Source organism: Dactylosporangium sp. CS-033363, assembly GCF_050942475.1.
Classification (GTDB): domain Bacteria; phylum Actinomycetota; class Actinomycetes; order Mycobacteriales; family Micromonosporaceae; genus Dactylosporangium.
Window position 1 is genome coordinate 2914543 of the sequence record NZ_CP192032.1, and the last position, 15696, is coordinate 2930238.

Below are 15696 nucleotides of genomic sequence, written 5' to 3' on the forward strand. Positions count from 1 at the left end.
AGGTTCCGACCAAGGGCCGGGGTTGCCTCCCCCGGCCCTTTTTCTGGAAATGCGTCAGAAGTTGTACGCGGTTGTCATGCGGCCTCCGCGGGCAGCCAGCTCGCCTCGGCGAGGGCGCGCGTGGCGGCGTCGGCGTACGTCGCGGCGGCCAGCCAGGCCTGCGCGAACGCGGTCCCGTCGTCGTCGGCCAGCCGCCCGAACGCGTTGCGCGGCCGGTCGTTCGCCGCCGCGACGAGCCGTTCGAGCAGGGCCGCCCCGGCCTCGAAGCGCGCCCGCCGCAGCCGGCTCGCGTCCGACTGCTGCCGGAACGTGAGCATGACCCGCCCACCGGCGACGGCCCGCTCGACCTGGGCCGTCAGCAGCCGCAGCACCGGATCGTGGACCTCCCGCGCGACCGGCGCCGGCGCCGCCGGCCCGCCGGCCGACGCCTGCGGCAGCTGACTCGCGTGCAGCCGGTCGAACGCCAGGTCGGCATGCCCCTCGATGCGCCACCGTTCACCCTCGACCGGCGCGACGGCCAGCGGCAGCACGGTTCCCGGCCGCTCCGGATCGGGCCGCCCGATCAGCAGCATCCGCAGCCCGGCGGCCCGCCCGAGGACCCGCAGGTTCTCCCGGTACCCGAGCTCCTGATGATCCACGGCCACCCGCAGCGTGAGCGGCGTGCCGTCGGCGTGCTCGGCCCGCACCGCGTCTGCGTCGGTACCGCGAACAGTCACCGACAGGAACAGCAGCTCACCCCCGGCGGCCCGCTCGCCAACCGGCACCGCGAGCGCCGCGAACGCCCGCCGCACCTGCGCGGCCAGGGGTTCCGCCCACAGCCCGGCCAGCGGCTCCTCGTGCCAGCCGACCCCGGACGCGGTGACCGCCCGCACCCCGCGCCCGGCCCCGAGCTGCCGGCTCTCCGCCGCCGTGGCCCCGGTGACGACCAGCCCGGCCCGCGCGAACCCCCGGTGCGTGAGCGCGGTCTCGCCCATCGCGAGCGTCGCGTCCCCGCCGCGCGCCGCGCGCCTGGCGTCCCCGGGCATCACGTCGGCGACCATCCACAGCCGCCCGTCCCGGTCCGCCGCGTACGTCACGACCCCCGCATGCCCGGTGCCGGCGAGGACGGCGGTGGAGCACAGGCCGTACAGGCGAAGGCTCCCCTCGACCTGGTACTGCCGCCGCGCCGTGCCCAGCTCGGTGCTCGCCCCGGTCCGCAGCGCGTGCCCGGCGAGCAGCAGCTCCCGCATCGCCACGCTGAGATCCCCGAGCCGGTAGTGCTGGGCATCCCCGTCCCGCGCCGCCTGCAGCAGCGTGGCCACGACCCTTGCCGCGGCGGCCAGCCGGTACACCTTGGTCGCCTGCGCCTCGTGCGCCGCCCGCAGCAACGCCGTCCGCGCCACGGTCCCCGACCCGCTGACCCCGCCGCCGAGCACCCCGACGGCGGCCCGCCACACCTGCTCGACGGCGGCCCGCTGCGCCACGCCGAGCTCCTCGTCGTCCTCCTGGTCGGGCACGCTCTCGGCCGGCGCCGGTGCGGCGGCCCCCACCGGCGCGTTGGACAGCACTCCTGCGCGGTGCAGGCAGTTCGGCGCCAGCAGGCAGGTGCACGTCACGTCGGCGGCCGCCCGCACGACCCCGTCCGTGGCCAGCAGCGTGACGGTCGTGGCGTCGTCGATCGCCACGGTGTACCGCGCCCCGTCGACCCCCACCGCCAGCCCCGCGAACCGCGCCACGGCGTCGTCGAGCTTCTTGCGCAGCCGGGCCGGCAACCCGTCGACCGCCTCGACGAGCACGGTCGCCTCGATCGGCGGCAGCGACCCGTTCACGGCTTCACCTTCTCCGCGACCCACCGGGCCAGTTCGAGCGGGCTCAACGCCGCCACGGGCATCCCCGCCCCGACGAGCTGCGAGGCCACCGACACCGAATAGCGCGGCCGCCCGGCGTCGTCGAGGCTCGCGCACCCGAGCAGCGTCACGCCCGACTCCACGAGCGCCCGCGTCTCGGCGAGCAGCCCGCCGAGCGGATACCCCTCCTCGAAGTCACTGACCACAACCACAAGCGTCCGCGACGGTACCGTCACGAGGCTCCGCGCATGCCGCAACCCCTTCGCGATGTGCGTACCCCCGCCGACCCGGACTTCGAGCAGCAGCCCCAGCGGATCGCTGACCCGCTCACTGAGGTCCACCACCTCGGTCGAGAACGCCACGAAGTGCGTCGTCAGCGCGGGTACCCCGGCCAGAATCGCCCCCGTCAACGCCGACCAGATGATCGACGCCTCCATCGACCCCGACACGTCGACCACGAGCACGAGCCGCCAGTCCACCCCGCGCCGCGCCCGGGTCTTGAACACCGGCCGCTCCGGAATGACCTGCACCCGCCCGTCCTCGAGCCGCCGGCTGGTGGCCAGGTTCGCCCGCAGCGTCCGCGGCAGATCGAGCGGCCCGCCCGGCCGGTACGTCGGCCGCGGCGTACTGATCCCCGCCAGCGCCGGCCGCAACCTGGTCGCCAGCCGCCGCGTGAGCTCCTCGACGATCCGCGCCACGAGCGGCCGCAGCCGCGCGAGCGAGCTCTCGGGCATCCCCCCGGCCAGCGACAGCACGGTCTGCAGCAGCTCGACGGAAGGATTGACCGCCTCGGGCTCCAGCAACTCGACCGCGTCCCGCCGCCCGCTCTCGGCCGCGCGCGCCAGCACCTCCTCGCGGATCCCGGGCCCGAACAGCGCTTCCAGCTCCTGGGCCCACTCCCGCACGTTCGGGAACGGCGCCTCCCGTCCGGCCCGGCCGCCCGCCTCGGCCGCGGACCCTTCGCCGCGCCCCTTGCCGTAGAGCTCATCGAGGGCCGTCGCATACCGCCGCGCCGCCGCACCCATCCGCTGCTCCTGCCGCCCGAGCAGCAACCGCCACCGATCGGCCACCGCGAGGTCCCCGGGCGCCGGCCGGGCAGCTTCCGGCTCGTTCTCGTCGACCGGCTCGGCGGCCGCCTCGACCGCGGGCATCAGTCCGAGCGCCGCCGCCGCCTCGCGGCCCGCGCGATCGGCCAGCAGCCGGGGCAGCAGGGCGTCCGGGTCGGCGTCGGCGACATCGGGGGAGGAGGAGCCGAGCCGGTCCTCGACCACGGCCAGCAGCCGATCCCGACCGGCCGGGCTCACCGCCTGGAAGCCGCCCCGCAGCGCCGGCAGCCGCGCCAGGAACGCGTCGTCGGGCAGCGTCGCCACCCGATCGAGCAGCCCGTCCAAGGCGTCGGGCCCGGATTGCAGCAGCGGTTCGGCGGCACCCAGCAGCCCGCGCAGGTGGCCCAGCAGCCGCCGGCGGGAGTCGTCATCGATCGCGGCGTCCACCCAGGACGCGACGCGCGTGCCGAGCGCGGCGGGTTCCCGCAGCCCCAGCAGCACCTGCACCGCACCGGCGGCGGCGGACATCGTCGGGGTGCCGTCCGCCGAGAGCCGCTGCAGGGCGTCGGCCAGCCGCAGCCCCACCCCGGCGGCGTCGGCGCGCCGGCCCAGGGCCACCAGCGCCTGTACGTCGGCCAGATCGTCGGAGCCCGCGAGCCCGTCGATCTGCCGTACCGCCGCCGCCTCCAACGCATCGCCCAGCGCCCCGAGATCGCCCAGCCCCGCGGCGACCCCGGCCGGAAGCCCCGGAACGTGCCCGCTGCGCAGGCGGTCGAGCAGCCCCAGCGCCGCCATCAGCTCATCGAGCGTCGCACTGGCCGGAAGCTGCTCCGCCATCTCGTCCAGCCGCTCGGCCGCCAGCCCCGGCAGCCCGCACTCGGCCGCCGCCGCGAGCCCCGCGATGATCTGCGCCGCGGTGGCCCCCTCGGCCGCCTCCTCGCGCCGCCGCCGCTCCCGCAGCGCGCCCTCGGCCGCCTGCGCGAGCGTCACCCCGCGCACGCCGGCCACGTCGAGCATCGCCTCCGTACCCGGCGTCCACTCCACGTTCCACCGCGTGGTCAGCGCGTCGACGCCGGCCGTCCCCTCGACCGCGGTGAACTCCCCGTACGGGATGCGGCACGCCCCGAGCTGCCGCAGCGCCACGTCCCGCCGCCGATCGAGCTCGGAGCGCAGCGGGTCGAGCCGCAGGTCCTTCGCCGCGCCGCCGGGCCCTGGCAAACGCAGTTCCTCCAGCAGCGCCTGTGCCGCCGGCCGCAACCCCGACCGCGGAGCCCCCGCCGCAAGCGCGCCCCGCACGTCCCCGACCAGCACGGCCTCCATCGCGGCGGCGACGACCCGGCCGCGCCCGAGCACCTCCCCGTGCGCCAGCACACTCTGCAGCGCCTCGACGATCTCACCTCGCCCCGGCGCCGGCAGCCCCCGCAGCCGAGCCAGATCCGACGCGAGCCGCACCACCTCCCGCGCCTCCGCCGGCCCGGCCGGATGCCCGCCCGCCCGCACCCGGGCACACACCTCCACCACCGACGCGAGCGCCGCCGCCTCGACGCCTTCGGCCCGCCCGGCCGCCGTCACCACGGCCTGCTGCCACCGCGGATCCCGGATCCCGGCCGGATATCCCGACCGCGAGTCCAGCAGCGCGAAGCTGTACGGCACCAGCGACGTCACCACGCGCTTGTCGTCCGGCGCGCCCTCCTCGGCCGGGGCGCCGGACAGCAGCGCCGCCGCGTGGAACGAGCCGACCACCGCCGCGACCCGCCGCCCGCCCGTCTCGGCCAGGCACCTGCGCATCCACGCCTCGCGGCGCAGGTCGAGCGCGGACACCCCGGAGCCGGAAGCCGCGTCCGTCCGCATCGCCCAGCCGACGAGCAGCGCCGCCCGCCGTACCGCCTCCGGCGACGACCCCGGCGCCCGCGCCTCCACGACCCGGTCCCACATGTCCTCGTCCGGCCGCCCGCTCGCCGCCCGCCGCAACGCATCCCCGAACGCCGTCCCCGGCGGGCCCGGCTCGAATGGCGAGGACGCCTGCCAGTCCCGCGACGCCAGCGGCAGATCGCACGGCACGACCTCCACCCCGTGCGCCGCCGCCCAGCGCACCGCCACCAGCTCCGGCGAGAAGTCCGCGAACGGATAGAACGCCGGACTCCCGTCGGCCCCCAGCACCCCCGCCAACGCCACCGGCGCCGTCGTCGCGGGATCCGCGAGCCACGGCAGCCACGAGGCGAACTCCGACGGCAACTCCAGCAGCAGCACCTCCGGCCGGTACGCGTCCAGCAGCGACCCCATCACCACCGACAGCGCGGGGGAGTGGTGCCGCACCCCGATGAGGTACGGCGAGCCCGACCCGGCCAGCGCGGCCAGGGCCTCGTCAGGGCTGGAGGACATCGCGCAGCTCCCACAGCTGCCGCCACATGCGGGCACCCTCCTCGGCGCGGCGGCGGACCGCGCCGTCCCAGTACCCGAGCAGCTTGGCCCCGTCCGCCGGGTCGTCCTTGCACACGACGCCCTGCAGGTGGGCCGGGAGCAGGGACAGGACGTCGCGGTCGCCCGGGAAGTACGCGGCGGCCAGGCCCAGCGACGTGGCCACCGCCACCGCCTCGGCCGTGCTCATCACCGTGGACGGGCGCTCGACCTCCCAGCCCTCGACCGACCGCCCGGCCCGCAGGTCGCGGAACGCGGTCACCAGCGCCTCCAGTACCGCCTCGTCGACCTCGAACGGGGTCTGCACCCGATCCAGGGCCGCCCGCGCCTGCCGGCCGACCAGCGCCGTCTCCTGGGCCAGGTCCGGGATCGGGCCGACGGTCTCGAAGTTGAACCGGCGCTTGAGCGCGGCCGACATCTCCGACACGCCCCGGTCCCGCAGGTTCGCGGTCGCGATGAGCGTGAAGCCGGGGGCGGCATGGACGGTCGCCCCGTCGGTACCCGAGAGCTCCGGCACCGCGATCCGCCGGTCCGACAGGATCGAGACCATCGCGTCCTGGACCTCCGGCAGGCAGCGCGTGATCTCCTCGATCCGCGCCACCGAACCGGCCCGCATGGCGGTGAGCACCGGCGAGGGCACCAGCGCCTCCGGGCTCGGGCCGTGGGCGAGCAGCAGCGCGTAGTTCCAGCCGTACCGCAGCTGGTCCTCGGTCGTGCCCGCCGTCCCTTGCACCACCAGCTCGCTGGTCCCGCACACCGCCGCCGCCAGCAGCTCGGAGAGCATCGACTTCGCGGTGCCCGGCTCGCCGACGAGCAGCAGCCCGCGCTCGCCGGCCAGGGTCACCACGCACCGCTCGACGAGGGACCGGTCGCCGACGAACTTGCGGGCGATCTCCAGCTTGGCCGGCACCCCCTCCGGCCGCTTGCCCTTCGGCAGCGCCAGTTCCCCGTCGCTGCCGACGATGAACGTGACCACCGCCCGCGGGGTGAGCCGCCAGCCGGGCGGCCGCGCCCCGCCGTCGAAGGCCGCGAGGAACGCGAGCTCCCCCGCGTGCGCGTGCTCGGCCGGATCAACCTGTCGCGTCGTGCTCACCGACGGCCCCTTGTCTGCAGTTCCTCGAAGCGCGGCGGGTCGCCCGCCTCGACCCGTTCCCACGCGATCCTGAACAGTGCCGGCGCCGGAGCCACCGGCAGGGCGGCGGCCAGGAACGGCGCGGAGTCGCCGGCCCCGATGAGGAGCGGCTTCTTCCACCGCTCGATCGGCAGCACCGGCGCCTTCCAGGCCAGCCAGCCGCCCGGCAGGAACAGCGACCGCCCGGCCCGCGGCCGCTTCGCCTCCACGACGAGGTCGGTGCCGACCAGCTCGGCCCGCGCCGCCTTGAGCCGGGCCGGCTTCCACCCGGTCCACGCGGCCACGTTGCGGTCGGTCGGGTCGGGCAGGGCCAGCAGCTGGAGGTACAGCGTCGCGGCGTCGGCGCTCAACCCGTGCCGCTCGGACACCCGCGCGACCAGCTCCGGCGCCGAGCGCGACGGGTCGTGCGGCGCCTCCGCGGCCGGGGCGTCGATCCAGCCGGTGAGCTCGTCGCCGAGCACCGTCCGCAGCGCGAACATCGGGTGCCGCGTGCCGTCCAGCGCCTCGATCAGCGCGTCCACCCGCGGGTCGTCGATGCCGTCCATGCGGGCGGGGCGGACCCGGACCTGCCGCCAGTACCCGCGGGTGTTGGCGGCGAACAGCCCGGCGTCCAGCTCCTCCTCGCCGCGCTGGACGTCCAGGCCCAGCTGGGCGAACACCTTCTCCAGGGCCGTCTCGTCGCCGCCGGCCACGAACAGCTCGAACGCCGGGTCGCGAGTCAGCGCGCGGACGGCCGCCAGCACGGCCGGCAGCCCGGCCCGGATCGGGTCGCCGGCCGGGAGGCGGCGGACCAGCCACGGCAGGCCGCGGGCGACGGTGACGAGCAGGTCGTCGCCGTCCACGCCCCGGTCGACGCCGTGCAGCCAGCGGCAGGTGCCCGGGTTGGCCACGCCGTGCAGGAACTCCGACGCGCTGATGTCCGACGGGATCCCCGCCCGGCGGCAGTCGGCGATGAGCTCGTCGCTCACCGGCACGCGCACGCCGACGGCCTCGGCCCGCCACGCCCCGAACCGCTTCGCGTCGGGCCCGTCGGTCCACAGCCGCGCCGGGTCGTCGGGCAGCAGGGCCGCGGGCGCGCCGCCCTTCGCGGTCAGCCCGGGGTCGCGGCGCACGGACTCGATCGCCGCCTCGATGGCGTAGTCGGTCACGGCCGGATCGGCGGGCTCCCACCCGGCCGCCGGCAACTGCTTGGCGTCGGTCGCCCCGGCCAGCAGCACGGTCGCCTCGGCCAGGCTGATCCCGGCCGCGGTCGACAGGCCCCGCACGGTGTCCGGCCGCAGCAGCACGGCCGCGCCGCCCTGGGCCCGGGCCGCTTCCACGAACCGGGTCACGGCCGCCCGGTCCAGGCCGCGCGGGTCGTACACCCGCTCGAACCGGATCGCGTGGCCGGGCACCGGACCGAACCGCCCGTCGGCGGCGTGCTCGATGCCGCTGACCGTACCGTCGCCCGCCACCACCTGGAACGGCAGCACGATCCGCCCCGGACCGGCCGCGAACGGCTGCCCGGGCACCATCACCGGCGCCTTGCTGTCGGACTCCAGGGTGACCCGGCGCGTCCGCCCTGCCCCGTCGAGCAGCCCGGACCCGGCGACCACCTCGAGCAGGTCCAGCAGCGCCGCCCGGTACTCCACACCCGTCGCCGGCGACGCCGCCCGCAGCATGATCGACGGCAACGCGCCCAGCGTCTCCCACCAGTCGAGGTCGCCGCCCCGGCACCAGGCGTCCACCGGCGTGCGCGGCTCGCGCCCGGTCAGCACCGCCCCGCCGTCGACGAAGTGCCTGGCCCACTCGCGGCCGTGGTCGTAGCAGCCCGGGATCAGCCCCTCGGTCGCGTCGTCGAGCAGGTCGTCGCTCGCCAGGTGGGCGTCGGCGTCGACCAGCGCGGCCGCCGCGGGCCCGCCGGCCAGGATCTCCTCGGTGACGCCGGTGAGCCGGGCCAGCCGCAGCGCGGCCCGGGCGGCGTGGCGCACCACCCCGCCGACGCCCGCGATCAGCCGCGCGTCGCTCAGCCCGGGCAGCGCCGCCCGGACCGCGGCCCGCACCGCGTCGTCGGGGATCTCGGCCGTGTCGGCGTCGGCCCCGGCGAGCCCGGCCACGGCGTGCATGACCCGCCCGGCCTCCTCGTCCCCGAACGCCCGCAGCGCAAGGGATCCGGGCTCGTCGCGCGGCCGCAGCTGGTGCCAGAACGCCGCATGCGGCAGGAGCGCCGTCGCCTCCGCGAACGGACTGGCCTGACCGGTGGTGGAGACCCGGGCGAAGCACAGCCCGTCGGCGGTGTGCAGCTCGACGTGGACCTCGCGCCAGGACTGGTCGACGTAGACGCCGTGCACCGTGTCGGCGCCGGGGAAGCGGATCGCGCCGCCGAGCACCTTGCCGCGCAGGGTCCGGCCGTTGCGCTCCGGGTCGGCCATCGCGAACGCCCGCCCGTCGATGCCCTCGCCGGCCTGGCCGTCCTCGGTGCGCCGCAGCCGCCAGCCGACCAGCCCGTCGCGGCTGCCGAGCGGGCTGCCGGCCATCCGCGCCGAGCCCGGGCGCAGGCCGGAGTTCGCCGCGCTGAGCTGCTGCCCGTCGGCGGCGCCGGCCTCGAAGAAGCCCGGCAGCGAGGCCCGGCCGCGCTCGCCGGTGGCCGGGTCGAACTCGTACCAGCGGGACGAGTGGTCGGCCTCCCGGACCAGCACCCAGTGGTGCCGCCCGTCGCTCGCCACCCGCCCGAACTCCTGGGCCCGGCGGTCCCCGGCCCGCAGCGGCCGCCCGCCCGCGGTCCGCCCGCCGCCGGGCAGTGCCAGCCCGTGCTCGCCGTTGTCGTTGACCCCGTCCTCGGACGCGGTGAACACGTCGTCGGGGGCGCCGCTCCAGTAGCCGGCCCGGTCGCCGTTGCGGCTCCAGGCGACCAGCAGCTGCCCGTCGGCCCAGCGGACCCCGAGGTTCCAGGCGTGCCGCAGCTCGTCGGCCGGCACCCGCAGGACGTGGTCGAGCTCGACGCCCTCGTCGCCGACGACCAGCACCCGGTCGTTGCGCCGCAGCACCAGCGCCGGCCACTGCGGGGTGATGACCAGGTTGTCGGTCAGCGCGTTGCGGTCCAGCGCGTCGAGCGTCGCGGCGGCGGACTCCAGCGCGGGCCAGCCGAACTCGTCGACGACCCCGGCCCGCAGCGTCCGGCCGAGCAGCGGCCCGAGGTCCAGCGCGGTGATCCGGGCGATCGCCTCCGGGTTGACCGCGAGCCCGTCGGGGCAGGCCACCAGGGTGAGCCGGTCGAGCTCGGCCCCGATGGTCGTGAGGCCCTGCTGCTCGGTCCGCTCGGCCAGCCGGTCGAGCCACCAGTGCAGCGCGGTGCGCAGCCCCGGCACGGCCACCACGTTGGCCACCCGGTCCGGCGCGACCTGGGCGTCGCCCGCGCGGTACCACGTGTGCAGGTAACCCTCGATGCTCGCGGCCATCAGCGCCCGCAGCCGCTCGTCGGCGGCCACGACGCTCAGGTCGCGCCGGCCCTCGCCCTCGTCGGAGAGCCAGACGTTCACGTCGCAGCGGGCGTGCTCGTGCGGCGCCGCCACCGGCACCGCGCGGCCGAGCAGCAGGTCGGCCAGGTCGAGATCGATGCGGGTGTGCGAGGGCGCGAACTCCACCGGCGCGCCGTCCGCGACCAGCCGCGGCACCATCCGCTCGGCCAGGGCCAGGAACCGGGCGTTGCGCTGCTTGCGCCAGCCCCGGCTGCGGTCGGCGCGGGCGAGCCAGCCCGCGGGCCCGTCGGGCGACTCGGCGGAGGGGTCGGCGGCGCCGGCCGGCCCGGTGAGCGCCTCGGTCGCGCCGGACTCCTCCAGGATCTCCAGCCACGTCTCGAACGGGCAGTCCTTCGGGAACATGCCCAGCAGCTGCCCGCGGACCTTCGGGTCGCGCCCGGCGATGCGCAGCAGGGCCGGCCGGTACGCCTTCCAGAACCCGCCCGGCGCCCGCAGCAGCGACGGCGCGGCGAGCAGCTCGGTCAGCAGCGCCTCGTCCTCCTCCGGGCCGAGCTTGGCCGCCTTGGCCAGCCGCCCGAGGTCGACGTGCATCTGCGCGTAGGGCGGCATCCCGCCGAGCGTGCGCTCCAGGCACAGCCGCCGGAACCGCTCGTAGGCCACCGCCGGCGTGGCCCGGGCGGCCAGGTCGCGGGCGTGCTGGGCCAGGGCCTTGGCGGTCAGCGCGCCCGCGAGGGCGAACTCGAGGAACACGGTGTGCTGCCGCTCCTCGTCGATGGTGAGCGCGTAGGTGCGCTCGGCCTCGCGGGCCTTGCCGAACATGGTGGCCGCGTAGGTCTGGCTGTCGGCGGCCAGGAACGCCCGGGCCGCCTCCTCGTAGAACGTCGGCAGGAAGTGCGGCACGGCGCGGGCCAGCCGGTTGCCGAGCTCGTTGAAGCCGTCGCGGGCCGGCCCGATGCGGGACTTGGCCACCCGGACCAGCCGCTCGATGTCCTTCACCAGCGCCAGCGCGTGGTGGCCGTTGGCGGGGTCGTGCACGAGGGCCCAGGCCGGGAACCCGAGGGCCTGCTGGCGGACCAGCCCGACCTCGGCCACCGCCTCCGGCGCCCCGAAGCCCAGGAACTCCATCGTGAGGTCCTCGGCCGGCCCCAGCGTCGCCGGCACCAGCCGCACGACCGTGCGGCCCTCCAGCACCGGATGCGAGTACGCCCGGGTCGTGAGCGTGTCGACGGTGTCCCCAGCGACGCCGGCGCCGGCCGGAACCACCGCGCCCGCGTCCAGCAGTGCCTCGGTCATGCCGCGACCTCCACTTCGTTCCAGCCGCGCCATGACTGCCCCTGTGCTTGCTGATGAGCGGCCACTCCGCTTCGCTCCGTACCGCTCATTGGCCCTCCTCCTTGCTCTCCTCGACGATCCGGCCCGCATACAGCGCCGCGGCCATGCGCATCCCCTCGGACCAGGCGACCGGCCCCACCTCGGCGAGCGGGATCGACTTGCCGTCGGGGTGGACGAAGACCAGGTCGCCGGTCTCCGCCTCCGAGTAGGGGTCGTCGGCCCCGACCCAGCTGCGGGCCTCCAGGCCGCGCCCGTCCTCGAAGACGCGGCAGACCGCGTAGCCGCCGCGCACCGGATAGCCCAGCGAGCCGGCCCGGGCCAGCAGGTGGCGCAGCTCCTTGAACCGCCCGCCGGCGTAGTCGCGCACGCTGCTTGCGCCGGGCTCCAGGTCGTCGGGGCGGGTCCAGGTCTGCCGGAACAGCTGGTCGACCGCCTGCTTGACGCCGAGGTCGGCGGCGAACTCGCGCAGGTCCTCCAGGTCGGGCAGCCGGGTCGGGTGCGGCACCGCGATCCGCCGCGCGGGCAGCCGGACCGTCTCGCCGTCGAGGTTCACGACGCCGATCCCGTCGGCGGTCGCGTCGCGCAGGAACCCGGCCTCGTCGGGGTCGAACCCGCCGTCGTCGTCGAGCACCGCGACCACCAGGTCGGTCAGCGCGGCCCGCCAGGTCTCGTCGGGCCAGACCCGGGCCAGCAGCTCGGCGGGGACCGGCAGCGACCGGATCATCCACAGGTCGACCTGCTCGCGCACCTCGGCCGTGTGCCGGTCGAGCCACTCCTGCAACTGCCGCAACCCGGCGACGACGGGGTCGTCACGCAGCGTCGCGGGCACGGACCGCAGCACCTTGCCCTTCTGGTTGCGGGCCGCTATCCGCCCCGCATCCAGGGTCACCTCATAGCCGCCGCCGGCCGCCAGCCACGCCATCCCGGGTTGCCTCCATCCCCTCGGTATCGGATGTCCGGCACACTATCGAGGGGGTGCGACATTTTTCCGCGAGCCTGGCATCGTGGAGGGCATGTGCAGGAACATCCGCGTGCTGAACAACTTCGAGCCGCCCGCCACCGAGGACGAGATCGAGGCCGCCGCGCTGCAGTACGTGCGCAAGGTCGCCGGCATGACCCGCCCGGCCACGGTCAACCAGGAGGCGTTCGACGAGGCCGTCCGCGCGGTCACCGAGGCCACCCGGGTGCTGCTCGACAGCCTCGTGACCCGCACCCCGCCGCGCGACCGCGAGGTCGAGGCGGCCCGGGCCCGGGCGCGCGCCGAGCAGCGGTACGGCCCCCGCGAGTAGCCCCGCATGCCGCTGCTGGAACGGGATTCCGCGCTCGCCTCGCTGGCCGAGTACGCCCGCCAGGCGAGCGCCGGCGAGGGCCGGATCGTGCTCGTCGGCGGCGAGGCCGGGGTCGGCAAGACGGCGCTGGTCGAGGCGTTCACCGCGGACCGCCGCAACGTCGTGTGGGGCCTGTGTGACGGGCTGTTCACGCCGCGGCCGCTCGGCCCGCTGTTCGACATCGCCGAGCAGATCGGGCTGGACGTCGCCGCGGTGGGCCGCGACGAGCTGTTCGCGGCCGCCCTGCGCGCCCTGGCCGGCGTCGACATCCTGGTCATCGAGGACCTGCACTGGGCCGACGAGGCGACCGTCGACCTCGTGCGCTACCTGGGCCGGCGACTGCGCGGTACGCTCGCCGTCCTCACCTATCGCGACGACGCGCTGACGCCCGGCGACCCGCTGCGGGTGGCCCTGGGCGACCTGGGCACCCAGCGCGCGACCCGGCGCATCGGGCTGGCCCCGCTGAGCGAGCCGTCGGTCCGGGCGCTCGCCGAGGGCCGCGGCATCGACCCGGCCGAGCTGTTCCGGCTCACCGGCGGCAATCCCTACCTCGTCAGCGAGCTGCTGCGGGACGACGGCGGGGGAGTGCCGGCCTCGGCCCGCGACGCCGTGCTCGCCCGGGCCGCTCGACTGGCCCCGACCACCCGTCTCGTACTGGATGTCGCCGCCCTCATCGGCACGCGCATCGACCCGCGGCTCCTGACCGACGCGACCCAGGCCGCACCGGAGGACCTCGACGCTCTCGTCGCGTCCGGGCTGCTCATCGGGGACGGGACGGTCCTGCGGTTCCGGCACGAGCTGGCGCGGCTGGCGGTCGCACAGGCGGTACCACCGCATCGGACGCGACCCGCGCACGCCGCGGTGCTCGCCGCGCTGCAGCGGCTCGGCTCGCGTGACGATGCGAGCATGGCGCACCATGCGGAGGAGGCCGGGGACGCCGCCGCCGCGCTGCACCACGCCGTGCGCGCCGCCCGGTCCGCGGCCGGCCTGCGCTCGCACCGGGAGGCGGCCGCGCAGTACCGGCGGGCCGTGCGGGCCGACGGCGACGACCCGGCGCTGCTGGACGCGCTCGCCGTCGAACTGTCGATGATCGACGCCTGGACGGAGGTGGCGGAGGCGGCCGAGCGGGCCCGGGTGCTGTGGCGGGCCGCCGGCAACGGGCTGCGGGAGGGCAACGCGCTGCGGGTGCGCGCCTCGGCCTGGGTCAGCCTGTGCCGCGGCGGCGACGCCCTGGCCGACCTGGAGGCCGCGCTCGCCGTGCTGGAGCCGCTCGGGCCGACCGAGGAGCTGGCCCGCGCGTACGCCCAGCTGGCCAAGCACCGCGCGCTGGCCGACCGCAACGCCGAGGCGATCGACCTGGCCCGCCGCGCGCAGGCCGTCGCCGCCCCGCTCGGCCGGCACGACCTGCTCAGCGACACCCTCAACACCGAGGCGGCGGCCCGGCTCATGCTGGGCGAGGCGTGGATCCCGCTGATGCGCCGGGCGCTCGACGTCGCCATCGAGCACGGGCACGACGAGGAGGCCGGCCGGGCGTACACCAACCTCTACGGCCTGCTCTGCCGGGCCCGCCGCTTCCCGGAGGCCGAACCGGTCTACCGCGAGGCGATCGCCTACTGCGACGAGCACGACGTCGACACCTACGGCACCTGCCTGCGCGGCGAGCGCGCGGCGTCCCTGTCCCGGATGGGCCGCTGGGACGAGGCTTTGGCGCTGTGCCGGATCGTGCTGACCCGGGTCGAGGAGGCTTCCCCGATCAACCGGATCTACGCGTTGTACGTCCACGCCACCATCCGCGCCCGCAAGGACGAGCCGGAGGTGTGGGAGGCGCTGGACGAGGCGGCCGAGTCCGCCGACGGCTCCGGCGAGCCGCAGTGGATCATCAAGGCGCGGCTCGGCCGGGCGGAGGCGTTCTGGCTGGCCGGCAAGCTCTCCGACGCCCGCGCCGAGGCCGAGCTGGCCGACGGCGCCTGCGCCCGGGCCGACGGCTGGCTGCGCGGCTGGGTCGCGACCTGGCTGGCCCGCACCGGCTCGGACCGACCTGCGCGCGGCGCACTGGCGGAGCCGTTCGCGCTGGAGATCGCCGGGGATTTCGCGGGCGCGGCGCGCGCTTGGGAGGCGCTCGACTGCCCGTACGACAGCGCCCTCGCCCTTCTCGGGGCGAGCGACGAGGACAGCGCGCGGCGGGCCCTGCAGGTCTTCGCCGACCTGGGCGCGACGGCGGCGGTGCGGGTGGCCCGGCAGCGGCTGCGCGACCTGGGCGCCCGCTCGGTGCCGGTCGGCCCGCGCACCGCCACCCGCGCCAACTCGCACGGCCTGACCCGCCGCGAGCAGCAGGTGCTCGACCTGGTCGCGGAGGGCCTGACCAACGCCGAGATCGCCGCGCGGCTGGTCCTGTCGGTGAAGACCGTCGATCACCACGTCTCCGCCGTGCTCGCCAAGCTCGGCGTGGCCTCGCGCGCCGAGGCGGTCGGCAAAACCCGGTAGCGGCGCCGGGAAATCTGGGGATCCGATCCCGATCCGCTCGTACCGCCTGTCTCCGTACGGTCATCGCACGAACCCGACCGAGGAGGCACCACCATGCCGCTCTACATGGACATCCACAGCATCGACGGCGGCGTGGCCGTCGACGACGTCGTCAAGGCGCACCAGGCCGACCTGCGCACGCAGGCGAAGTACGACGTGAGCTACCTGCGGTACTGGGTCGACGAGGGCCGCGGCAAGATCTTCTGCCTGGCCGAGGCGCCGTCCGCCGAGGCCGCCGCGGCCGTGCACCGCGAGGCCCACGGGCTCGTCGCCGGGGAGATCTACCAGGTGCAGGAAGGCTCCTGACGCCCATGCCGACGTACGTGGGCGTGCACGCCGGCTACGCGGACGTCACCCCGCGCGAGCTGGCCGAGGCCCTCGCCGCCGACCGCGCCTGCGCCGCCGAGGTGGGCGTGCGGTTCGGGCGCGGCTGGCTCGATCCGGGCACCGGGCTGATGTTCCGGCTGGTGCACGGGCCGGACCGGGAGGCGGTCCTGCGCGCGCACGAACGGGCGGGGCATCCGGCGACGGGGGTCTTCGAGTTGCCGCAATAATGGCGTTGCACCTTCTCCGCCTGTGCCATCACTGGGGGCACGCCGAGGGGGCGGGGGCGCGCCGGCCGTGCCACCCCGG

The 15696-nt window shown here is 76.4% G+C and carries 9 protein-coding genes; 4 read left to right on the forward strand and 5 right to left on the reverse strand.

The window, feature by feature from the left end:
- Window positions 1–74: 74 nt before the first annotated feature.
- From ACQPZ4_RS13465 to ACQPZ4_RS13485, 5 genes are all read right to left on the reverse strand, one after another.
- On the reverse strand, window positions 75–1808 hold the full coding sequence (locus tag ACQPZ4_RS13465; protein WP_433059825.1) for a hypothetical protein: 1734 nt from the start codon (window positions 1806–1808) through the stop codon (window positions 75–77).
- A complete protein-coding gene (locus ACQPZ4_RS13470) occupies window positions 1805–5254 on the reverse strand; it encodes a DUF5682 family protein (RefSeq protein ID WP_433059827.1) in 3450 nt (1149 codons plus the stop codon). The genes ACQPZ4_RS13465 and ACQPZ4_RS13470 overlap by 4 nt, the downstream gene beginning before the upstream one ends.
- Window positions 5238–6446 (reverse strand): ATP-binding protein, encoded by a 1209-nt coding sequence (locus ACQPZ4_RS13475; RefSeq protein ID WP_433059830.1) that lies wholly within the window; start codon window positions 6444–6446, stop codon window positions 5238–5240. The genes ACQPZ4_RS13470 and ACQPZ4_RS13475 overlap by 17 nt, the downstream gene beginning before the upstream one ends.
- Entirely contained in the window at window positions 6380–11173 is a 4794-nt protein-coding gene (locus ACQPZ4_RS13480) for a hypothetical protein (protein ID WP_433059833.1), read from the reverse strand. The genes ACQPZ4_RS13475 and ACQPZ4_RS13480 overlap by 67 nt, the downstream gene beginning before the upstream one ends.
- Window positions 11174–11258: 85 nt before the next feature.
- Window positions 11259–12134: a DUF4132 domain-containing protein gene (locus ACQPZ4_RS13485; protein ID WP_433059836.1), complete on the reverse strand. Its 876-nt coding sequence runs from the start codon at window positions 12132–12134 to the stop codon at window positions 11259–11261.
- 91 nt (window positions 12135–12225) lie between these two features.
- On the opposite strand from ACQPZ4_RS13485, the gene ACQPZ4_RS13490 reads away from it, so the two are divergent.
- The 4 genes from ACQPZ4_RS13490 to ACQPZ4_RS13505 all read left to right on the forward strand — a co-directional run bounded on the left by ACQPZ4_RS13490 (window position 12226) and on the right by ACQPZ4_RS13505 (window position 15617).
- A complete protein-coding gene (locus tag ACQPZ4_RS13490) occupies window positions 12226–12501 on the forward strand; it encodes a DUF2277 domain-containing protein (protein WP_433059838.1) in 276 nt (91 codons plus the stop codon).
- Window positions 12502–12507: 6 nt separating this feature from the next.
- Entirely contained in the window at window positions 12508–15024 is a 2517-nt protein-coding gene (locus ACQPZ4_RS13495; RefSeq protein ID WP_433059841.1) for a LuxR C-terminal-related transcriptional regulator, read from the forward strand.
- 93 nt (window positions 15025–15117) lie between these two features.
- Window positions 15118–15369 carry a DUF4242 domain-containing protein gene (locus ACQPZ4_RS13500; protein ID WP_433059844.1) on the forward strand — a complete coding sequence of 84 codons (252 nt, stop codon included), beginning with the start codon at window positions 15118–15120 and terminating at the stop codon, window positions 15367–15369.
- A 5-nt stretch (window positions 15370–15374) separates the two neighbouring features.
- Window positions 15375–15617 carry a nickel-binding protein gene (locus ACQPZ4_RS13505; protein ID WP_433059847.1) on the forward strand — a complete coding sequence of 81 codons (243 nt, stop codon included), beginning with the start codon at window positions 15375–15377 and terminating at the stop codon, window positions 15615–15617.
- The last annotated feature ends 79 nt before the right edge of the window (window positions 15618–15696 follow it).